Source organism: Ruegeria sp. S84, assembly GCF_056583445.1.
This window is the reverse complement of sequence record NZ_CM152618.1, coordinates 1,129,833-1,151,377: the sequence shown is the minus strand read 5'-3', so window position 1 is coordinate 1,151,377 and position 21,545 is coordinate 1,129,833. Positions and strand designations below refer to the sequence as shown.

Sequence of the window (21,545 nt, the reverse complement as noted above, 5' to 3'; positions counted from 1 at the left end):
CCCGTGGCCTGCTTATCCTGATGTCATAGCCACCAATAAGGCACCCCTCTTTGGGCGAGAAATAACATGGCGAAACTGAAGCGGGAAATTGGCCTGGTCGGCCTGACCTTCATTTCGGTTGGAGGAATCATTGGGTCAGGCTGGCTTTTCGGCCCCCTGCTCGCCGTGCAACACGCAGGCCCCGCCGCGGTTCTTTCTTGGATTATTGGCGCCGTTGCGATGTTCATACTGGCAATAACATTCGCCGAGATTTCAGCGATGTTACCTATCCCAGGCGGAATCGCACGCGTCCCTCAGTTCTCACACGGCAACATCGTGTCGATGGCGATGGGATGGACGGCCTGGATTGGCTACAACACCACCGCTCCGATCGAAGTTGAAGCCATGCTTAAATACCTCGCACCCTACGCGTCATGGCTCCACGCCGCAGATACCGGCGAACTGACCGGCGCTGGTGTTTCGGTCGCCTTGCTGTTCATGTTGCTGTTCGTCGCTGTGAACGCACTGGGCGTGAAATTTTTTGCACAGGTAAATGCAACGCTGACCTGGGCCAAGATTGCCATTCCGATAGTTTTGTCCGTGTTGTTGATCGCGACCCGCTTTGACGTGCAGAATTTCTCCGCCCCTGACGGTTTCGCCCCCTACGGCCTGAAAGGCATCATGGCCGCAGTATCAACCGGTGGGGTGATCTTTTCCTTTATAGGTTTCCGGCATGTTGTTGATATGGCAGGAGAAGTTCGAAACCCAAAATTCGACATCCCGGCCGCTCTGGTTCTATCCATTGTATTATGTGCCTTGATCTACCTTGGATTACAGGTGGCCTTTATCGGCGCGCTTGATCCCGCGATGATCCGCAATGGTTGGGCAAGCCTCAACTTTGGCGGACAAGGTCCCTTGGATGGCGTCATAATGTCTGTCGGAATATTGTGGTTCCTCAGCTTGCTGAACGTCGGGTCAGTCATCGGCCCGTTTGGCAATGGGTTGGTTGCAACAGGATCGAACGCCCGTATCGCTCTGGCCCTGTCGCAAAACGGGTTCCTGCCGAAACGTTTGCAGATCTTGTCATCGTTCGGAGTACCGCTTTGGGCCTTGGCTCTCAACTTTCTGATTGGCACTCTGTTTTTACTGACGGTCCCGTTCGCAACCGTAATCGCCCTGAACGGGGCCGCCATTGTGCTTTCGTTCGCGGTCGGCCCAATCGCCGTGGTGTGCTTACGCGATCTGATGCCTGACCGCCCGCGCTCAATCCGTATTCCCGCCGTCAAACTTGTCGGGCTCACGGCCTTCGCGATCTCAACCCTGATCGTCTACTGGAGCGGATGGGACACGGTCTGGAGGCTGGGAATTGCACTACTCATCGGCATGGCGCTGCTGCTGATCCGCTTTCACAATCGGCTCGATGAAATGGACGCAACCGAGGCGCTTTGGCTGATGCCCTATTTCTGTGGTTTGGGGCTGATCTCTTACATGGGTCAGTTTGGAGAAGGCGCGCAAAAGCAGATCCCGTTTGGTTGGGACATTGTGCTGTGTGCGGCATTTTCGGCGGTGATTTTTGCGCTCGCCGTACGCTCGGCGCTGTCAGACAAAAAATTCCAGGCTTACATCGAAAACGAAGAGGTGCTGGACCCGGCCAAACCTGTCATTGGACTTTGAACAAAAAAAGGCGGGGAATGACCCCGCCTTTCTAATTAATCTGTTTCAGGCTTAGTGGGCTGTTGCCGACGGTCCTGCCCCTTCGGCCGCCTTGGCGGCAGCGGCAGCGGCCTCTTCAGCGGCCTCATCCCACTCAATTGACTCGGGCTTACGTATCAACGCTTGCTCCAGTACTTCCGAGACGTGTTTGACCGCGATGATCTCCAGCCCTTCTTTCACGTTGTCGGGAATATCTGCCAGATCCTTTTCATTCTCTTCGGGAATGAGGACGGTCTTGATCCCGCCACGCAGGGCAGCCAGCAGTTTTTCTTTCAGCCCGCCAATCGGCATCGCGTTGCCGCGCAGCGAAACCTCGCCTGTCATGGCGATGTCCTTGCGCACAGGAATACCGGTCAGGACCGAAACAATCGAGGTCACCATAGCCAAGCCCGCAGACGGACCATCCTTTGGCGTCGCACCATCGGGCACGTGCACGTGGATATCGATTTTGTCGAACTGCGGCGGTTTAACCCCGATCTGAGGCGAAATTGATCGGACGTAAGACGACGCCGCGTCGATCGATTCCTTCATCACATCGCCCAGCTTACCAGTGGTCTTCATCCGCCCTTTGCCGGGCAGTTTCAGAGCCTCGATATGCAGCAGATCACCACCGACCGAAGTCCAGGCCAAGCCAGTGACTACACCAACCTGATCGTCCTGTTCAGCCAAGCCATAACGGAACTTGGGCACTCCAAGAAAATCATCCAGATTGTCGGGCGTCACCTTTACGGTCTCCGCCTCTTTCTTGATGATCTTGGTCAACGATTTCCGCGCCACTTTGGCGATTTCGCGTTCGAGGTTCCGCACACCCGCCTCGCGGGTATAGGTGCGGATGATCGATTGCAGCGCCTCATCGGTCAGCTCAAACTCCTTGGCTTTCAGACCATGGTTTTTGACCTGTTTGTCGATCAGGTGTTGCTTGGCGATCTCGCTCTTTTCCTCTTCGGTGTAACCGGCCAGCGGGATGATCTCCATCCGGTCTAGCAGAGGCCCAGGCATGTTGTAGCTGTTAGACGTGGTCAGGAACATCACGTTGGACAGGTCATATTCGACCTCAAGATAATGATCCATGAACGTGTTGTTCTGTTCCGGGTCCAACACCTCCAGCATCGCCGAGGCTGGATCGCCACGGAAATCCTGCCCCATCTTGTCGATTTCATCGAGCAGGATGAGAGGGTTTGTGGTTTTCGCCTTCTTCAGCGCCTGAATGATCTTGCCGGGCATCGACCCGATATAAGTCCGACGGTGGCCACGAATCTCAGATTCGTCGCGCACACCACCCAGCGAGATGCGAATGAATTCGCGCCCCGTGGCTTTTGCGACCGATTTACCCAGCGAGGTTTTACCCACACCCGGAGGGCCAACAAGGCACAGGATCGGGCCTTTCAGCTTTTTCGAGCGCTGCTGAACCGCCAGATATTCGACGATCCGCTCTTTGACTTTCTCAAGTCCATAATGATCGGCGTCCAGAATGTCCTGCGCGCGACCCAGATCCTTTTTAACGCGAGATTTGGTGCCCCACGGCAGTGACAGGATCCAGTCCAGATAGTTGCGCACAACGGTCGCTTCAGCCGACATGGGCGACATGTTCTTAAGCTTTTTCAGCTCACCTTCGGCCTTTTCGCGCGCCTCTTTCGACAGCTTGGTCTCGTTGATCTTGGCTTCCAGTTCGGCAACTTCGTTGCTGCCGTCCTCACCATCGCCAAGCTCCTTCTGAATGGCTTTCATCTGCTCATTCAGATAGTACTCGCGCTGCGTCTTCTCCATCTGGGATTTGACGCGGGTCTTGATCTTTTTCTCGACCTGCAGAACCGACATTTCGCCCTGCATAAGGCCATAGACCTTCTCAAGCCGCTCGCTCACCGAGAGCGTCTCAAGCAGTTCCTGTTTCTGTTCAACCTCGATGCCCAGATGACCTGACACAAGGTCGGCCAACTTTGCAGGCTCGGTGGTTTCACCAACAGCGGCCAGCGCTTCTTCGGGGATGTTCTTGCGCACTTTGGCATAGCGCTCGAACTCATCGGCGACGGTGCGCAGCAGTGCTTCGGTCGTGGTGACATCGCCCGGAATCTCGGTCAGATACTCGGCGCGCGCTTCGAAAAACTGATCGTTTTCAAGGAATTCTGTGATCTGCACCCGCGCCTGCCCCTCGACAAGCACCTTCACGGTGCCATCGGGCAGTTTCAGCAGTTGCAGCACGTTGGCCAGAACGCCCGAGCGGTAGATACCGTCGATTTCCGGATCATCCTCACCAGGATCAATCTGGCTGGACAACAGAATTTGCTTGTCATCCTGCATCACCTCTTCCAGGGCGCGGACCGATTTGTCACGGCCCACGAACAGCGGCACGATCATATGTGGGAAGACCACGATATCGCGCAGCGGCAGGACGGGGTATGAGGAATTCAGAGGCTCTTGCATGCTCTATCCTTATCATTGGCAAGACGGCGCTGGTCCCTGATTCAGGCAACCTTTGGCCATCTCCTGTCTTGGACGATAAAGGTGGGGCACCTGTTCCCCCATTTCAACCTCATCGTCGTTTGTCGTGATGCAGCATGACCGGATGATTTGGGGACTTCAAGGCATCCGACAGACATATCCACCGATTTTAGCGAACCCAGCATTAAAACGGGCAACAAATCATCCAGCGTGGATCAGAACACCCTCTGCTTAGCTCGCGACAAAAAGAAGCCATGACCGACTTCGTTTCTACATTCCAAGCCCTTTTTCGAGGAATGGCAAACGAACCCGCCAAACTCTCCGGTTACGCCGTAGTCTGCACGGTCAAATCCATCCCGGTTATGGCTGACTGGTTGGCACAGCATGCGGACGGCGCCCGTATTGGTCATGAAAAAATCATGTCCCCAGTCCGACTGACAATCCGCCGGGCGCGGGAACGCAGGCGCACCACTCCGCTCAATTATAGTGCAAGACAGGTCCGAAACACTCGCCCCCTGCCCGACGACACACTGAATATTCTCGGACGGGGTTTCGAAGGTCCAGACATCCGCAAGAGATGTCGATGCGCAAAGAACGATTGCGATAGAAACAATAAAGCGAGGCATTGAATCCTCCTGAACAAAACAAATGAAAATGGTAAATAATGCGCGAACAGTATAGCAAAAAATACCGCGTTTGTCACCGCAATGGCCACAATCTACAGCGGTTCAATATCGCCTTGCTCCCGAAGCGCGTGGAATTGCGATTGCCACTCTGCGAATGTGCCCTGTGAAATCGCGTCCCGCATTCTCTGCATGATATCCTGAAAGTAATGCAGATTGTGCCAAGTCAGCAGCATGCCCGAGATCATCTCATTCGAGCGGAACACGTGATGCAAGTAGGCGCGAGAATAACTTGAACACGCGGGGCATGTGCAGTTCTCATCCAGCGGGCGTGGGTCGTCAGCATGGCGGGCGTTCTTGATATTGACCACACCATAACGCGTGAACACCTGCCCGGTGCGACCCGACCGCGAAGGTAGAACGCAATCCATCATATCTATCCCACGTGCAACGGCACCTACGATATCATCAGGCTTGCCTACGCCCATCAGATAACGCGGTTTATCCTGGGGCAAGAAGTCAGGCGCATAGTCAAGGCAGCTGAACATGGCCTCCTGCCCCTCACCCACGGCAAGGCCGCCGACGGCGTAGCCTTCAAAACCGACCTGCTTAAGCGCCTCGGCACTTTCTTCCCGCAGATCCTGTTCCAGCCCGCCCTGCATGATCCCAAACAGGGCATGTCCGGGGCGGTCTCCAAACGCTTCGCGCGACCGCGCGGCCCACCGCATCGAAAGGCGCATGGACTCGGCGATACGGTCGCGATCGGCGGGCAGCGCAGGGCATTCATCAAAGCACATGACGATGTCCGAGCCCAAAAGCCGCTGGATTTCCATCGACCGTTCCGGCGTCAATTCGTGCTTCGAGCCATCGACGTGAGATTTAAAGGTCACGCCCTTCTCGGTCAGCTTGCGCAGACCGGCCAGCGACATCACCTGAAATCCGCCAGAATCCGTCAGGATGGGCCGGTCCCAGTTCATGAATTTGTGCAGGCCTCCCAAACGATCGATCCGCTCGGCCGTTGGGCGTAGCATCAGATGATAGGTGTTGCCCAACAGAATATCGGCACCCGTGGCGCGCACACTTTCCGGCATCATCGCCTTGACGGTCGCGGCTGTGCCCACAGGCATGAACGCCGGCGTCCGCACCTCACCGCGCGGCGTGTTGATCACGCCTGTGCGGGCCTTGCCATCGGTGGCTTTCAGGTCGAAAGAAAATCGCTGGGTCATGGTAACGCCTTGGATCGCTGAACCGGGCAGGCTTTGCCCGATCTGCAAGGGCATTGCAACCCGTCAGGGCAGCGAGGCTACACGGTCCGTAAACAGGCGCACCACCCCTGCCCCATCGACATCCCGGCACACTCGCACTGGTGGCCGTGCAGGGTCAGGACGAGTCGCACCGATCTCAACCCCGTCCAACGCCACCTGCAAACCCGTTTCGACCATTTCGAACATCGGTTCATGGGTGCAGGCGATAACGGCAGTCGAGTCATGCAGTCCGCACCCTTCAAGCCCACCGATCTCTTTGTAGAACTTTAGATAGAAGCGCGAGATATCACGCAGAAAACCACCCATGTCAGGGGAACGTTCAGCGAGCGCCTCAAAATCAGCGGTCTCGTAGAGCGTTTTCAGAGTCACATCCAATCCCACCAGAATCGTAGGCGGCGGCGCGGCAAAGACTTCGTCTGCAGCTTTGGCATCGTGATAGATATTCGCCTCGGCATGTTCGGTGATGTTGCCCGGGCAGTACACGGCCCCGCCCATGATGACGAGCTTGCCAAGATTCTCTGTAAACTCAGGGTCCAATCGCATGGCATGAGCGATATTGGTCAATGGCCCAACCGCGCATACGACCAGCTCTCCGCGATGGCTGCGCGCCATGTCGACAAGAAACTCTGCGGCGGACAGGGCGTGGTTTTCACCGATCTCATCAATCTTGGTCAGGTCACCAAAACCTTCGGGGCCATGCACATGTTCCGAAGGTGAATGCGTGGTCTCTCCCAAAGCGAATGGCGCGCCTTGGGCCACGGGAATGCCCAGCCCTAGTTTGTCCACCAGAAACCGCGCATTGCGGCTGGATTGATGCACATGGGTGTTGCCGAACACGGTGGTCAGACCGATCAGGTCAATTTCGGACGCAGCGGCGGCATAGGCAATGGCCATTGCGTCGTCGATGCCGGGGTCCGTATCTATTATCAGTTTCATCCTCGTCCGATAACGCAAACACCAGTGGGATGCAAAGCTGCCACAAAAGGGAATTTCTGGCCGGTATGAACGCTTTCACAGATTTGCATTCCAGCCTGTACAATCCATACCAGAGTTGAAATTGAGCGATTCAATCCCAATATGTATACCATAGTACACAATAAATGAGGACAGTATGATAGAAGACCAGATTATCGGACTGATTACTTCGAACATTATCTACCTGCTGGCAGCGGCGCTTATTGCCATTGTCATCTTCAAGGGCATCAAGATCGTGCCTCAATCCGAGAAATACGTTGTTGAACGGTTTGGCCGCCTGCATTCGGTGCTTGGGCCCGGGATCAATTTTATCGTTCCTTTTCTAGATGTTGCCCGCCACAAGATATCCATCCTTGAGCGTCAGTTGCCAAACGCAACGCAAGACGCAATTACCAAGGACAATGTTCTGGTGCAGATCGATACCTCGGTGTTCTACCGCATTCTCGAGCCGGAAAAGACGGTCTATCGCATCCGCGATGTCGACGGTGCGATTGCAACGACTGTAGCCGGTATCGTCCGCGCCGAGATCGGTAAGATGGACCTGGATGAAGTGCAATCGAACCGGGCGCAACTGATTGAACGTATTCAGGAAAGTGTCGAAACCGCTGTTGACGATTGGGGGATCGAAGTAACCCGCGCCGAGATTCTGGACGTGAACCTCGATCAGGCCACTCGTGACGCGATGTTGCAGCAATTGAACGCCGAACGTGCCCGCCGCGCACAGGTCACCGAGGCCGAGGGCCAAAAGCGTGCCGTTGAACTGCAGGCAGATGCCGAACTTTATGCGGCAGAGCAGACCGCCAAGGCCCGCCGAATCTCGGCTGAGGCCGAAGCTTATGCGACTCAGGTCGTGGCAAAGGCCATTCAAGACAACGGGCTGGAAGCGGCACAGTATCAGGTTGCGTTGAAACAGGTGGAATCGCTGAACGCCCTAGGCAACGGCACCGGCTCGCAGACCATCGTTGTGCCTGCAAACGCACTTGAAGCCTTCGGCAATGCCTTTAACATGCTTAAAGGAGGAAAATGATGGCCGATCCTTTCTGGCTGACGTGGTGGATTTGGTTGGCCGGAGCGCTTGCTCTGGGCATCCTTGAGGTCGCGCTGCCCGGCTTCATTTTCCTGGGTTTTGCCATCGGTGCAGCCATTACCGGAGTGGTTTTGCTGATCCCTGGCCTCACGCCATCCCTGCCCGTTCTGCTGTTGATATTTGCTGTTCTGTCACTGGTCGCATGGCTGGTTCTGCGCCGTATGTTTGCCCTGCCGCACGGTCAGGTCAAAACCTTCAGGCACGACATCAACGACTGATCTGTCGTGGCGCCCAAATCAGGCGCCACGGCACCTCTGGACGCTGCCCGGCACTTTCCCTATATAATTTCTCAGGTAACAGACCCGAGGCATCAATGACCCACCCCAGTGAACAGTTCGAAGGCAGCCCCCTGATCGCTCCCTCGACCATCGATCACCCGCTCTACGAACCCGTGGTCGAAGCTTGCCGGACGGTGTTTGACCCAGAAATACCAGTCAATATCTACGATCTCGGTCTGATCTATACGATCGACATCACCGGAGAAAACGCGGTCAAGGTGATCATGACCCTCACTGCACCAGGTTGTCCTGTCGCAGGCGAAATGCCCGGTTGGATCGTGGAAGCAATCGAACCCGTTGCAGGCGTCAAAGAGGTCGACGTCGAACTGACTTGGGAGCCACCTTGGGGCATGGAAATGATGTCAGATGAAGCCCGGCTTGAGCTGGGTTTCATGTAACGCCCGATTTACCCACAAAAAACATGGCGATGTTACAAAACGGTGTACTGCGTGTTACTTAACCGTTTTCATGTTGTCACAATGCTGGGTCACAAGGACCTCAGGTACTGACCCAGTGATTAAGCATGCGTTTTTTCGATCTGCTGGACGTGCTGGCGCAGGATGTTGAGTCGCGGGCGTCTTATCCGATTGCCCCGCTAAATTGACATACTTCGTGAATTGCATGGGCCTCTGACCATAGCCATCCCCCATTCAATGGGCCCATTCCGGGCCGCTCTTGCCCGAGAGCGGCCCTTTTTGTTTGATTATTCTATGTTACAGGTCGATTTGATTTCAGCAGCGCGCGCGTCCAGCTCTTTTATATAGTCGCCTGACAGCATCTTCAGGTGCTTGCTCTCGGTTCCTGTGACGAGACCCAGCAAGGCACCGGCAGGGAGGATCGAGAACACGCTTTCAGCCTGCTGGTCCTCGGCATGTTTCTTTTCAGCTGCGATTGCGCGCAGATCACCAGGTGCGGTAGCACAGTTGACCGGGTGCCGTTTTGTGTCATCTATCGCAAATGCCGCAGACGCGGACGCCAGCAACATAGATGTGAAAATGGCTGCTCCTGCCCAGTTCTGCGCTCTCATCGATCCAAACCTCTCTGGAATGCCTGTCCTTTACTTCAGATACGCTAAAGCTTCGCGCACCATCGTGACAACCCTGCGCGGAGTGTGTATTTGAACAGGCTCTCTCTTGAGCCCGGCGCGTGTCGGCCTTAGATTAGAGATAACGCGCGATAACGGAGCCCACCATGTTTGGCATTCCCGGCAAACAAGCCGTGACCATAACACCTAAAGCTGCTGAACAGATTGTTCGGTTGATGAAATCCGGCGGTCACACCGGATTGCGCATTGGCGTCAAGAAAGGCGGCTGTGCGGGGATGGAATACACCATGGACTACGTCGATGATGCCGACCCGAACGACGAAGTGGTCGAGCAGGATGGCGCGCGTGTTATGATCGCCCCCATGGCACAGATGTTCCTGTTCGGAACCGAGATCGACTACGAGGTTTCACTGCTTGAGGCCGGGTTCAAGTTCCGGAACCCGAATGTAGTCGATGCATGCGGATGCGGAGAATCGATTAAGTTCGACGAAACCTTGGCTGAACAACGCTAACTCGCAGCTTTTAGGTGGACGTAGGTCTCATTAAATCGCCGCGTCAGGTGCTCTCCGGCGCGGATCGTGGCGTATGAACCCGGCGGCGCAACATTTGTGTCGTAAGAAGGATTAAAGAACAACGGAACCGAGATCCTCTCGTTCACGCTGCCTTTGACTCTATGCTCGGTCGCTTTGACTTCTCCTGCCGTCCAAAACTCCAGCATCTCCCCGAAATTGATGATGAATTGTCCCGGCGTGGCGTTTACAGCTTGCCAATCGCCATCAGGCATACGAACTTCCAGACCCGGTGTGCCGTCCGTGGCCAGCAAAGTCAGGCAGCCATAATCCGTATGCGCGCCGATACCAAAGTCCTTTTCTCCCGCCCAATCAGGGCGTTGCGGATAGAAGTTACCGCGCAGCAGCGCCATTGGTGTATCAAAGGCCGCATCAAAACTGTTTGCATCCCTACCGATGGCAATCGCAATCGCGCGCAAAACGCGAATGGCAACTGAGCAGGCGTCTGAATAGTAACTCTGGATCGTTCTCCGAAAGGCGTCGGCCCCGTCTGGCCAGAGATTTGGGGCATACACACTTAATCCGCGCCCCGCATAGGGATCATCGGCTGGCAGTTCAAAACCGCTATCAAAGACTTCTTTGAAATCCGGGTTCGCCCTGAGATCCACCTGTTCGGAACGCGGCGCACCCCAACCGCGGTTGGCACCCGTAGCTGCCATATCGACGCTCTGCTTGATCTCATCGGGTTGACGAAAAAAATCGCGATACGCGTCAATCACCAGCTGCACACGGGCGGCATCGAGGCCGGAATTGGAGATTGTTAGAAATCCGATCTGGCGAACAGCATGTCTCAGCTTTTCCATCTCAGCTGGATCACGCAGATCCAATTTGGCGAGATCGAGATCGTCTATCATGCCATCCTCCGCAACAACGCGCGCAATGTGTCCCGACACGTAGCGCTATGCAACCGGAATTGTCAGCCCCGCCTGCGGGTGATATCCGAGGGTTCAAAGCAGAAAACCGGAGGGATCGCGATGCGGCGTAAGTTGGCGGCAGGCAACTGGAAAATGAACGGAACTGGCGTTGCGCTGAGCGAGTTGGAAGCGTTGAAAGCCTCGCACCCATCTTCTGCGGTAGAAATCCTGATATGCCCACCAGCCACTTTGCTTCATCGCGCGGCAAATACAGTTGAAGGTTCGGGCATTACCGTTGGTGGCCAAGACTGCCACGCGGCGCTCTCGGGTGCGCATACCGGGGATCTGAGTGCCGAGATGCTGTTGGATGCAGGGGCAAGCGCAGTGATCCTTGGCCATTCCGAGCGCCGTGAAGATCATGCTGAGCAGAACGAAGACATCCGTGCCAAAGCCCGCACCGCCATGGATGCAGGCCTGAAGACGATCATCTGCGTCGGTGAAAGCCTTGAGCAGCGCGAAGCAGCAAATACTCTGGATATCATCGGTGGACAGATGTCAGGTTCGATCCCGGATCAAGCGACAGGCGAGAACCTGATTGTCGCATATGAGCCGATCTGGGCCATCGGCACCGGTAAGGTTCCAACTTTGGAAGAGATCGGAGAAGTGCACGATTTCATACGAGCACGTCTGGAACGCCGATTTGGCGAAGGTGTCGGCCGGTCAGTCCGCCTGCTGTATGGCGGATCGGTCAAACCCGGTAATGCTGCCGAGATTTTTGGCGTTTCAAATGTTGACGGAGCGTTGGTGGGTGGCGCCAGTCTGAAAGCAAATGATTTCTCGGGCATCATTCAGGCGCTTGAAAGCGCCTGATCGCCAAGCTCATTCGGCAATATCTTCGGCCCAAAGCGCGGGCTTCTCTTCGATAAAACGCTTCATCAATGCAATGCAGTCCGGGTCATCAGCGATGATGACCTCGACACCGCGGTCGCGCAGGAAGTCCTCATTGCCGCCAAAATTCACGGTGTCTCCGATCACAACACGCGGGATACCGAACTGTACGATCGTGCCAGAACACATCATGCAAGGCGACAGCGAGGTATAGAGCACAGTATCGCGATAGGTCTTCTGCCGCCCTGCCTTGCGCAGCGCATCCATTTCCCCATGGGCAATCGGGTCGCCCAGTTGGACACGCTGATTACGCCCTTGCGCAACGACCTCACCACCCCGCGCAAGCACTGAACCGATTGGGCAGCCTCCTTCTTCAAGTCCAGCTTTCGCCTCATCATAGGCGACGCGCAGCAAGCGTACATCGGTGTCGGTCAGCATATGCAGGTGTCCTTTGTTCGGAGTTGTTTCGCAAAGCTGCCCGACACCACAACGGCGGTCAACGCTTAGGCCAGTTTCATGATGACCAAACCCGTCACGATTAGAACCGCAGCGCCGATCCGCATGGGCGTCAGCGCTTCACCCAGGAATAGGATGCCAATAGTGAACGCCCCTACTGCGCCGATCCCGGTCCAGATCGTGTAGGCGGTGCCAAGCGGCAGATCCCGCATGGCCATTGCAAGCAGGCCAAATGACCCGATCATCGCAACACCCATGATCGCCGTCGGCCACAGCCGCGTGAAACCAGCGGTCTGCTTCATCGCGACGGCCCAGACGATTTCGAGCAGGCCAGCAAACAATAGTAATATCCAGGGCATAAGAACACCTCACTTTCCGAGATCGGGTCGTCCCGAATAATCGTCCATGATGGTGAGGTCGTCCTCTGACCCTCAGATATGCGTTTGGGCATCAGTTTCAAGACAAAAAAACCGGGCGGATTACACCGCCCGGTTCACATGCTCGGTTTAACCGATCTAGTTGGTTATGATCTCAGGCCCCATGAATGTGTTGGGCAGGAATGTCGAAATCCACGGGATATACGTAACCATGATGAGGAAGACGAACAGCACGGCCAAGAACGGCAACGCTGCCTTCACAACACTCATCATCGGCATACCCGCCACGCCCGAGGTTACGAACAGGTTCAACCCGACCGGAGGCGTGATCATCCCGATCTCCATATTGACCACCATGATAATGCCCAGATGGATCGGGTCGATACCCAACTCGATAGCAATCGGGAAGACCAGCGGGGCCACAATGACCAGCAGACCTGAGGGCTCCATGAACTGGCCACCGATCAGCAGGATTACGTTGACCACAATCAGGAAAGTCACCGGCCCCAGACCCGCCGATAGCATGGCGCTTGCGATATGCTGGGGCACCTGCTCATCCGTCAGCACATGTTTCAGGATCAGCGCGTTGGCGATCACAAAAAGCAGCGTAACGGTTAGCTTGCCGGCCTCGAACAGCGTATGCTTGGTGTCGGGGTGCACAAAGGCCGTGATCAACGCATAGGGTTTCTTGAGCAGCGAGATGTTCTGCGCATCGCCTTCGGTGCTGAGCGGACCCATATCCTTGTAGACAAAACTTGCGATCAAGAACGCATAGACGGCAGCAACAGCCGCGGCCTCGGTCGGGGTAAAGATACCTCCGTAGATACCGCCGAGGATGATGACGATCAGGAACAGACCCCAACCGGCCTCGCGTGCTGACGTGAAGACCTCACCCCAACCTTTCCAATCGCCTTTGGGAAGGTTCTTGACCCTGGCCATGACGTAAATGGTGATCATCAGCATCAGACCAGCCATCAAACCCGGAATAACGCCCGCAAGGAACATCCGCCCGACCGAAACCTCCACGGCCGCCGCATAGACCACCATCACGATTGATGGCGGAATCAGAATGCCCAGTGTCCCTGCGTTACAGATCACACCGGCGGCGAATTCCTTGGAATAGCCCACCTGACGCATGCCAGCGATGACGATCGATCCGATTGCCACAACTGTCGCCGGAGACGACCCCGACAAGGCCGCAAACAACATACACGCGAAGACGCCAGCAATTGCCAGACCTCCGGGCAAGTGCCCCACACAAGCGATCGAGAACCGGATGATCCGCCGCGCCACTCCACCTGTGGTCATGAAAGATGACGCGAGAATGAAAAACGGGATAGCCAAGAGGGTGAAATGCCCCTCAAATGCCTCGAACAGGGTGCCAGCGACCGAAGCCAATGAGCTGTCGGAATAGATCAGCAGGAATAGGGTCGAGCTGAGACCAAGTGCCACCGCAATCGGAACTCCGATCAACAATAGGCCAATGACCATCGAGAAAAGTAGTACGACGTCCATCAGTCATGCTCCCCCTGCTGGGCGCGGACTTCTTCGATCTCGTCCTCAACCTCGTGGCTAGCTACAAGGCGATCAGTTTCACCGCGCCAAATCTGTCCTGCGACCTGTGCGAAACGGATCACCAGCAGCAACATCGAAAGAGGCAGAACGAAATACGGAACGACCTTGGGCAGTTTCTCGTAATATTCGCCATAGTTGATCATATCTTCCAGAAACCGCAGCGGCGCGACCATCGGGATATCATCAACTTCATAGAAGCTCTGGCTGCGCGCACTCATGTCAAAGCCGGTCGGAAACCAGCGACCCGAGGTGGGCGGCAGATCGGCAAACACTGCCCAGTAGTCATACGAACCCTTGAGCAGGAGCAGAGAAAACACCAGACAGCAAGCCACGGCTATCAGCGCCAAAACCCGGCGTGGCGCGGGGGCCAGCATGTTCAGGATCGCATCAACACCCAGATGTGCATGCTTTTTCACTGCATAAGACGCACCCAGCAGCACCAACCAACCGAAGGTGAATACTGTCAGTTCCAGCGCCCAAAGAATGTTAGAATTGAATACAAACCGCGCGATCACATTGGCGAAGGTGACAATTGTCATCAGACCCAACAGGCACGCAATCATGGTTTCTTCGATATGGTCGACCAGCCCGCCTTGGCCGGGTTTCGCACCAGACATCTCTCTGTCCCCGCATTTTTTGATGAGAGTGGTGGGAGTGTGGCGGGCCATTAAGGCCCGCCCAGCCTATGCGTCCATAACTCCCCAGTCCCCGGACGCGTGGCTTGAACCGGGATCAGAACCCGGCGTTGATCGCCTGTGCGGCGTCGATCTTGTCCTGACCAACGTCACCGGCAAATTTGTCCCAGACTGGCTTCATCGCATCGACCCAGGCCTGGCGCTGCTCGGGGTTCAGTTCCCGGATGATGCCCCCTGCGTCAGTGATCGAAGCCTTGGCAGCTTCGTTTACGGAAAAGGCCTCCTTATTACGGGTCTCGGTCACTTCGGCGAGAATCGTCAGGAATTGATCGCGAACTTCAGGCTCCAGGCTGTCCAGCCAGTCAACTGAGGTTACAACCAGATAATCGATGATACCGTGGTTCGTTTCTGTGATGCCGTCCTGCACCTCGAAGAACTTCTTGCCGTAGATGTTCGACCAGGTGTTTTCCTGCCCGTCCACAACGCCCTGTTGCAGAGCACCGTACACTTCCGAGAACGCCATCTTCTGAGGGCTGCCACCAATTGCTTCCATCTGGGCAACCAATACGTCCGAAGACTGAACGCGGAACTTCAGGCCGTTCGCATCCGAAGGATCTTCCAACGGCTTGTTCGCAGACATCTGCTTCATGCCATTGTGCCAGAATGCCAGCCCTTGAAGGCCGCGGCGCTGCATGCTGTCTTTCATCGCCTGACCATCAGCCGAGGCTTGGAACGCATCCACAGCATCGATGTTCTTGAACATGAACGGCAGATCGAACAGGCGGAATTGCTTTGTAAACTTCTCAAACTTCGACAGCGAGGGTGCGGCCAACTGCACGTCGCCCTGCAGCATCGCTTCAAGAACCTTGTCATCGTTGTAAAGAGTGGAGTTCGGATAAACCTCCATGCACATCACGCCGTTCATTTCGTCATTGACGCGCTGCTCAAGCAGCGAAGCGGCGATGCCCTTGGGGTGTTTGTCCGTATTGGTCACATGCGCAAACTTCACGACGATCTCGCCATCATCGCAAGCTGCTACACCAGCGGTCGCTGTCACGGACAGTGCGATTGCAGTTGCTGCCGTTGTCAGGAATTTCATCAGTCTTATCCTCCCAGACTTCCCTAAAACTTCCATCGAGCGCTCAATCAGCGCCGTATGTTGCGGAGTGAACCGAATCGGCTCCTCACTCTCAACATTTTGTTTAGATGTTGCTGAAATCTGTTTTTTCCGAATAATTTCTTACGGTTAAATTATGTTCGTTATAAATCTGGTGTTTCGGCAGAACTACGCTGTGCGATTTTTCGCACAGGCAGTCAGCACCTTGTGCGAATTTCCGCACAATATCCGAATCGATGCGAGCGAATCGCTCGCTTAAGACGCAGCGCAGCCGCGGCTCGCCCTAGCGGAAGTGTTTTGCTAACGACGATAGTCTTCTGGCCTAATGTGGTAGCGGGTCAGCTTGTCATAAAAAGTTTTGCGCGGCAGCTTCAGTGCCTTGGCGGCATCCGCAGCCTTGCCATTGTGGCGCCCAAGGGCTGCAATCAGCAAAGACCTCTCAACACGCGCCAATTGCTCGCTCAACCCCAGATCAGCGGCCTGTGCAACCTCATCCGGCATCCCCAACACAAACCGCATTGCCGCCGACATCAACGATCGGGCATTGCCCGGCCAATCCTGCGCCATCAGCGAGGCCAGATGCTCGGGTGTCACTTCAGGTTCCGCAATCCCGGCCTGCTCAGCGGCCTGCGCCACATAGCGGCGAAAGATGACGGGGATATCCTCGGGCCGTTCTGACAGGGCCGGGATTCTGCACCCGCATGACATCCAACCTATAGAACAGATCGGCATTGAACCTTCCCTGTGCAGTAAGGTCCGACAAATCGGCCGTTGCCCCTGCGATGATTCTGGCTTCCGTCCCTTGTTCGATCAGTTCCAGCGCGGCGTATTGCGTGGCATCCGACATCGCCGAGATCTCATCCAGATACAGCGATCCGCCTGCCGCGTCCTTGCAGACACGCAATAAATCATCCGGGTTCAGGCCTGAGGCAGGGCGTTTGACAAATGGCCCCTGTCCAACCGGAGACATCAGATGGACAACTTCAGCGACCTTTGAAACTCCGCTACCCGCTGGCCCGGTAACCAGTACCTCGGCCCGTGTTGGCGCTACGCTCCGCACTCGCTCACGCAAGGCCTCGGCTTGATCTGACAACCCAAACAGCATGCGTGCTGCGGGATCGCCACGCTCAAGTTCGCGCCGTTGCTCGCGTTCCTGCAGAATTTCTGCGCGCGCGACAAAGGCTCGTTCGAGTACCGCCAATAAATCCGCTGCTGCACAGGGCTTTTCCAGAAAATCAAATGCTCCCTGCCCCATGGCCTGTACCGCCATCGGGATATCGCCTTCACCTGTCAGCAATACCACCGGAAGCTCAGGATCAACCTCGCGCGCGTATGCGAGCAGATGAAACCCATCCCGCCCCGGCATGCGAATATCCGAGATGATCACACCGCCGAAGTCACGATGAATATGATCCTTTGCGGCCACGAAAGATCCCGCGGTGACCGGTTCATACTCGGCCAATTCGAGGGTTTGCGCCAAGGCCTCACGTACGGCGGCATCATCATCGACCAAAAGCACTTTGCGGATCATGCTGCCTCATCTTCTTCAAAGGGTTCCAGTTCAACCGTGAATTCAGCACCCTCGTCCGTGTTGGCACCGCGAATATCCCCCCCGAAGCTCTGAACCAGACCGTAGGATATCGACAGCCCCAGACCCATCCCCTCGGACGTCCCAACTGTTTTTGTGGTGTAGAACGGCTCAAACACGCGGTCGGGGTCCTCGATGCCGGGTCCGGTATCCCGCACCGACACGCGAATAGGCTTCCCCCTGACAGAGTGACCAATATCCTGCGCGTCGGTCGATCGACCATCGCATCCGCTGCATTATTGATTAGGTTGACAAACACCTGTACCAGTCGCACCTCTCCACCCCAAGCATAGACCGCATCCTTTGGCGGCACCCACTCCAACGCGACATTCTCATCGCGCAGGCGCGCCTCGGTCAATTCGGTGGCAGTGTTCAGAACCTGGACCAGATCAACGCGCCCCATTGGTTCGCTTTCATTTCTCGCAAAAGCCCGCAGGTTCTTGATGATCCGCGCCATGCGTGCGGCCATATCGGAAATACGGCCCAGATTTTCGCCAGCTCTCTGGCCCTTGCCGCGCTCAAGAAAGGCGGACCCGTTGTCGGCGAACTGCTGAATCGCCATCAAGGGCTGGTTCAATTCATGACTGATGCCAGCCGACATCTTGCCCAAAGCGCTCAACTTACCAGCCTGAACCAAATCGGCCTGCGCTTGTTTGAGCGCGGCCTCCGCCTCCTGCCGCTCGGCAACTTCGTGGCGCAAAGCGCTATTAGCCGCCGTCAAGGCGCGCGTGCGTTGCGCGACCCGGCTTTCCAGCACGGTATTTGCCTCTGCAAGTGTCCGACGGCGTTCCGAGGCCAGAAACAACAAAGCACCAAAGGCGAAACAGATCGCCGCAACCGCCGCCGCCTGCAACCCCGCCAACCGGCGCGCCGGGGCGACATCAACCAGCATCTCTGCGGTCATCGCAATCACCGGAAGATCGAGCGTTAGATGCAAGGCGCGACGGGGCAGATAGCGACCCCAATCGAGCTTCCACACTTCATATCCCGCAATCCAGGTTGAGGCGAAATCGACATTCTCACCTTCTGGTGACATCAGGCCTTGCTGCCCTTGCCCGCGGCGCCATAGCAGCAGATCCGAACGGTTCGAGATAAAGACAACCCCATCCGTATCAACGAAAAACACCGCATCGGTGCTACCGCGCCAAGTTTGTTCAACGTCCTGCACATCGGCCAGAACCATCAACGCGCCTTGTATCTGCCCCAATTCCCCAAATGCAGGGGCCGCATATGAATAGATGCGATCGCCGCTTGCGTCTTCGACCCCATGCGCGCTGCCCAAGGCACCTTGCATGGCGCGCTCGAAGGCCGGATGTGCGGACATATCGCGCTGCGTCACCGGTTGGGCCGCGACAAGAACCTGACCCTCCGGATTCAGGTACATAACGTTAACGGCAGCGGTTTTGTCTGCCACATCCAGCAGCACCTTTCGGGCGGCCCGTTGCTGTTCTGATGTTTCTAGCTCCTGCAAAGCAGGATGATCCGCCATCAAGGCGGCCACTTCCTGATAGACCTGCATTTGCGTGCTCAGACGGTCGGCGGCCAGTTCCAAATCAGCCTCGGCCTTCTCGCTCAGTTGCGACAGGGCCTGACGATAGCCATAAGTCCAGACCGCCGCTGACAGCAATCCGACCGCGCATAAGAAACCGGCTATGATCCAAAAACGTTGCATATCTAGGGTCTTGCATTCAGCAGCCGCCATGGCAAGTCTGCACCGCATGAAGACGCTGACCCAATCCCCGACCGACCCGGCATTCGTGCAAAACCCATACCCCTTTTATGACAGCGCACGTCAGTCGGGCGATCTGTTCTACTGGAAAGACTACGGCCTTGTCGCGGCTGTCTCGCACAAAGCGGTGCAAATTCTGCTGCGCGATCGGCGCTTCGGGCGTGAAATCCCGGCGGAACTTGCAAAACCCGGCCCAGAGCATCTTGCACCCTGGCTAGAAGTCGAATCCCATTCGATGTTAGAGCTTGAACCCCCGCGTCATACTCGATTGCGTTCTCTGGTACTGCGGGCGTTTACCTCTCGCGCGATCACGGCACTTGAGGGGTCCACTGAACAGTTGTGCCACGATTTGATCAAGCAGTTCCCCGCTGGCCCCTTCGATCTGCTGGAGGCCTATTGCACCCAGGTCCCCGTGATCACGATCTGCCGTCTGGCTGGTGTGCCAGAAGACATGGCACCGCAACTGTTGCAGTGGTCGCACGCCATGGTGGCCATGTATCAGGCAAACCGGACGCGCCAGACCGAAGACGAAGCCGTCCGTGCCACACAAGCCTTTACCACCTATCTCGAAGAATACATCGAAAAACGCCGCACTGACCCGCATGACGATCTGATCACCCGGTTGATCGCGGCAGAGGAAGATGGTGAAAAACTCTCGCGGGACGAGCTGATCACGACCTGCATTTTGTTGCTGAACGCCGGTCACGAAGCCACCGTGCACGCCATCGGCAATGGCGTGAAGACTATGTTGACGACGGGTACACAGCAGTATGTCCTGACGCCCGGCACCATCGACGGCGCAGTCGAGGAAATCCTGCGTTTCGATCCACCACTGCACATGTTCAGACGCTATGCCTATGAAGATATTGAACTCTTCGGTCACCGCTTTGCGCGTGGTGACGAAGTTGCCTTGCTTCTGGGCGCAGCCAATCGCGACCCTGCTGCTTGGTCCCAACCCGATACATTCGACCCAATGCGAGATGTAAGCGCCAATGCTAGCTTTGGTGGTGGCCTTCACTTCTGTGTAGGCGCTCCGCTGGCCCGGCTTGAGATGCGGATCGCCCTGCCCATGCTGTTCCAGCAATGCCCAAAGCTAAAGCTGACGGCAGAGCCGCAATATTCGGACAGCTACCATTTCCACGGGCTGACCAAACTCATGGTAACGGTCTGACTTAATATCCTGTCAAGAAACCCGGATCCGTTCTTCATCTGGCCATAAATATCTTGGGGGAGTCGCCTTCGGGCGGCGGGGGCGGCGCCCCCATTCACGCTTCAAACTATCCGACAGACTTCAATGGCAGCATTGTGGTCGATTTGATCTCTTCCATCGAAAGCAAGGCTGTGACGTTGTGCACCCGTACCTCTGAAATCAACGCCTGATAAAACGCATCATACGCACGCGCGTTCTTGACGCGCACTTTCAGAATGTAATCGATGTCTCCAGCCAAACGGTGCGCTTCCTGAACCTCTGGACGATCGCGCAACGCTTTCAGGAACTTCTGCTGCCACTCAGCCTCATGTTCCGACGTACGGATCAGCACAAAGAATGTGGCCTCAAAGCCCAACGCTTCGGCATCCAGCAATACGGTCTGCTGGCCAATGACCCCTGCCCCCTTCAGCTTGCGAATGCGATTCCAAACCGGCGTCTTGGAGCTCCCTACACGGGCTGCGATTTCGTCAAGCGACTGGCTGGCATCCCGTTGCAGCTCGGCTAGAATTTTCCGATCCGTGTCGTCTATTCGCACCGACATTCCAATTTCCCTTCCAATTCAGAACAAACCTTCTTCCACTCGCCGCAGATAGAACATCTGTTCTTATTTCTTCACGCATATGGCGATTTGGCGGGAATATTTCCTATATTGGCACACAAGTCAATTCAGTCACGAGATGATCCGATGCAGGTCAAACAAACAAATATGCGCATTCACAAACCCGGCGTCGCCCGAGTTGCGCAATACCCGCACAAAGTCTCGGTTTTCAATAAGGAGCTTGCCTGATGGCCCGCGCTTTTACCCCCAAAGTCGTCACCGCCAACGACTTGTTGGAAGGTGATGTGATTTACCAGACCGAAGATGACCGGTGGTCGCGCGAGTTGTCCGATGCCGAACTGATCACGGACGAAGCTCACGCGCAGGTTCGTCTGCTGGATGCCGCGCGTCAGGCCAACAAGATCGTCGGCGCCTATCTTGCCGACGCGGTGGCCGGAGAAAACGGCCCCGAACCCACCCACTTTCGGGAGGATTTCCGCCGGACTGGTCCGTCCAACTATGCCCACGGCAAACAGGAAACCTCCCCGCAGCCTCGGGCCTGATCTCAGGCCATTCTCTCTCCCCTTCAAGGCCCCGGGTCCGGG

Annotated in this window: 20 protein-coding genes and 2 pseudogenes; 8 read left to right on the top strand and 14 right to left on the bottom strand. The window is 56.1% G+C overall.

All coding sequences use genetic code 11. From position 1 onward, the window contains the following. Positions 1-66 precede the first annotated feature (66 nt). Positions 67-1,653: an APC family permease gene (locus AC1DFB_RS05790; RefSeq protein ID WP_170635659.1), complete on the top strand. Its 1,587-nt coding sequence runs from the start codon at positions 67-69 to the stop codon at positions 1,651-1,653. A gap of 51 nt (positions 1,654-1,704) precedes the next feature. Here the strand turns inward: AC1DFB_RS05790 and lon are convergent, their stop codons facing one another. The 4 genes from lon to AC1DFB_RS05770 all read right to left on the bottom strand — a co-directional run bounded on the left by lon (position 1,705) and on the right by AC1DFB_RS05770 (position 6,955). Beyond that, a complete protein-coding gene (gene lon / locus AC1DFB_RS05785) occupies positions 1,705-4,113 on the bottom strand; it encodes an endopeptidase La (protein ID WP_170393206.1) in 2,409 nt (802 codons plus the stop codon). A 233-nt stretch (positions 4,114-4,346) separates the two neighbouring features. Continuing rightward, positions 4,347-4,757 carry a DUF6636 domain-containing protein gene (locus tag AC1DFB_RS05780; RefSeq protein WP_170405494.1) on the bottom strand — a complete coding sequence of 137 codons (411 nt, stop codon included), beginning with the start codon at positions 4,755-4,757 and terminating at the stop codon, positions 4,347-4,349. A gap of 92 nt (positions 4,758-4,849) precedes the next feature. Then, positions 4,850-5,980: a tRNA guanosine(34) transglycosylase Tgt gene (tgt, locus tag AC1DFB_RS05775; RefSeq protein WP_480922590.1), complete on the bottom strand. Its 1,131-nt coding sequence runs from the start codon at positions 5,978-5,980 to the stop codon at positions 4,850-4,852. 63 nt (positions 5,981-6,043) lie between these two features. After that, positions 6,044-6,955 (bottom strand): nucleoside hydrolase, encoded by a 912-nt coding sequence (locus AC1DFB_RS05770; RefSeq protein ID WP_480922312.1) that lies wholly within the window; start codon positions 6,953-6,955, stop codon positions 6,044-6,046. A gap of 175 nt (positions 6,956-7,130) precedes the next feature. Here AC1DFB_RS05770 and AC1DFB_RS05765 point away from each other — a divergent pair, with 175 nt between their 5' ends. From AC1DFB_RS05765 to AC1DFB_RS05755, 3 genes are all read left to right on the top strand, one after another. After that, the gene (locus tag AC1DFB_RS05765; RefSeq protein ID WP_170393209.1) at positions 7,131-8,021 is read left to right on the top strand and encodes an SPFH domain-containing protein; all 891 of its coding nucleotides are present in this window, start codon (positions 7,131-7,133) and stop codon (positions 8,019-8,021) included. After that, positions 8,021-8,299: an NfeD family protein gene (locus tag AC1DFB_RS05760; protein WP_480922311.1), complete on the top strand. Its 279-nt coding sequence runs from the start codon at positions 8,021-8,023 to the stop codon at positions 8,297-8,299. The genes AC1DFB_RS05765 and AC1DFB_RS05760 overlap by 1 nt, the downstream gene beginning before the upstream one ends. Positions 8,300-8,394: 95 nt before the next feature. Continuing rightward, positions 8,395-8,757 (top strand): SUF system Fe-S cluster assembly protein, encoded by a 363-nt coding sequence (locus AC1DFB_RS05755; protein WP_170393211.1) that lies wholly within the window; start codon positions 8,395-8,397, stop codon positions 8,755-8,757. A 305-nt stretch (positions 8,758-9,062) separates the two neighbouring features. Here AC1DFB_RS05755 and AC1DFB_RS05750 read toward each other — a convergent pair whose 3' ends face one another. Next, complete coding sequence (locus AC1DFB_RS05750) at positions 9,063-9,386, bottom strand: hypothetical protein (protein ID WP_170405485.1); 324 nt, start codon at positions 9,384-9,386, stop codon at positions 9,063-9,065. Positions 9,387-9,550: 164 nt separating this feature from the next. Between AC1DFB_RS05750 and AC1DFB_RS05745 the strand changes: the two genes are divergently transcribed. After that, positions 9,551-9,916 carry a HesB/IscA family protein gene (locus AC1DFB_RS05745; RefSeq protein WP_480922310.1) on the top strand — a complete coding sequence of 122 codons (366 nt, stop codon included), beginning with the start codon at positions 9,551-9,553 and terminating at the stop codon, positions 9,914-9,916. On the opposite strand, the gene AC1DFB_RS05740 is transcribed toward AC1DFB_RS05745, so the two are convergent. Continuing rightward, entirely contained in the window at positions 9,913-10,827 is a 915-nt protein-coding gene (locus tag AC1DFB_RS05740) for an isopenicillin N synthase family oxygenase (protein WP_170393214.1), read from the bottom strand. The genes AC1DFB_RS05745 and AC1DFB_RS05740 overlap by 4 nt on opposite strands. A 120-nt stretch (positions 10,828-10,947) precedes the next feature. On the opposite strand from AC1DFB_RS05740, the gene tpiA reads away from it, so the two are divergent. Continuing rightward, positions 10,948-11,697, top strand: a complete 750-nt coding sequence (gene tpiA, locus AC1DFB_RS05735) for a triose-phosphate isomerase (protein WP_170465411.1) — start codon at positions 10,948-10,950, stop codon at positions 11,695-11,697. 9 nt (positions 11,698-11,706) lie between these two features. Here tpiA and AC1DFB_RS05730 read toward each other — a convergent pair whose 3' ends face one another. From AC1DFB_RS05730 to AC1DFB_RS05700, 7 genes and pseudogenes are all read right to left on the bottom strand, one after another. Next, entirely contained in the window at positions 11,707-12,153 is a 447-nt protein-coding gene (locus AC1DFB_RS05730; protein WP_480601653.1) for a nucleoside deaminase, read from the bottom strand. Between the two features lie 65 nt (positions 12,154-12,218). Then, on the bottom strand, positions 12,219-12,530 hold the full coding sequence (locus tag AC1DFB_RS05725) for a DMT family transporter (RefSeq protein WP_170562909.1): 312 nt from the start codon (positions 12,528-12,530) through the stop codon (positions 12,219-12,221). A gap of 156 nt (positions 12,531-12,686) precedes the next feature. After that, on the bottom strand, positions 12,687-14,063 hold the full coding sequence (locus AC1DFB_RS05720; protein WP_170735132.1) for a TRAP transporter large permease: 1,377 nt from the start codon (positions 14,061-14,063) through the stop codon (positions 12,687-12,689). Next, on the bottom strand, positions 14,063-14,740 hold the full coding sequence (locus AC1DFB_RS05715; RefSeq protein ID WP_170735134.1) for a TRAP transporter small permease: 678 nt from the start codon (positions 14,738-14,740) through the stop codon (positions 14,063-14,065). The genes AC1DFB_RS05720 and AC1DFB_RS05715 overlap by 1 nt, the downstream gene beginning before the upstream one ends. 115 nt (positions 14,741-14,855) lie before the next feature. Next, the gene (locus AC1DFB_RS05710; RefSeq protein ID WP_480438504.1) at positions 14,856-15,857 is read right to left on the bottom strand and encodes a DctP family TRAP transporter solute-binding subunit; all 1,002 of its coding nucleotides are present in this window, start codon (positions 15,855-15,857) and stop codon (positions 14,856-14,858) included. A gap of 318 nt (positions 15,858-16,175) precedes the next feature. Continuing rightward, positions 16,176-17,406: pseudogene (locus AC1DFB_RS05705) on the bottom strand (sigma-54-dependent transcriptional regulator). Continuing rightward, positions 17,403-19,135 (bottom strand): annotated as a pseudogene (locus tag AC1DFB_RS05700) (sensor histidine kinase). Before AC1DFB_RS05700 ends, AC1DFB_RS05705 begins: the two co-directional pseudogenes overlap by 4 nt. 46 nt (positions 19,136-19,181) lie before the next feature. Here AC1DFB_RS05700 and AC1DFB_RS05695 point away from each other — a divergent pair. Then, entirely contained in the window at positions 19,182-20,363 is a 1,182-nt protein-coding gene (locus tag AC1DFB_RS05695) for a cytochrome P450 (protein ID WP_480922589.1), read from the top strand. Between the two features lie 106 nt (positions 20,364-20,469). Here the strand turns inward: AC1DFB_RS05695 and AC1DFB_RS05690 are convergent, their stop codons facing one another. After that, positions 20,470-20,943, bottom strand: coding sequence for an Lrp/AsnC family transcriptional regulator (locus tag AC1DFB_RS05690; RefSeq protein ID WP_010439761.1), 474 nt, complete (start codon positions 20,941-20,943; stop codon positions 20,470-20,472). A gap of 245 nt (positions 20,944-21,188) precedes the next feature. On the opposite strand from AC1DFB_RS05690, the gene AC1DFB_RS05685 reads away from it, so the two are divergent. Next, the gene (locus tag AC1DFB_RS05685; protein WP_170393224.1) at positions 21,189-21,503 is read left to right on the top strand and encodes a DUF2849 domain-containing protein; all 315 of its coding nucleotides are present in this window, start codon (positions 21,189-21,191) and stop codon (positions 21,501-21,503) included. Positions 21,504-21,545 lie beyond the last annotated feature (42 nt).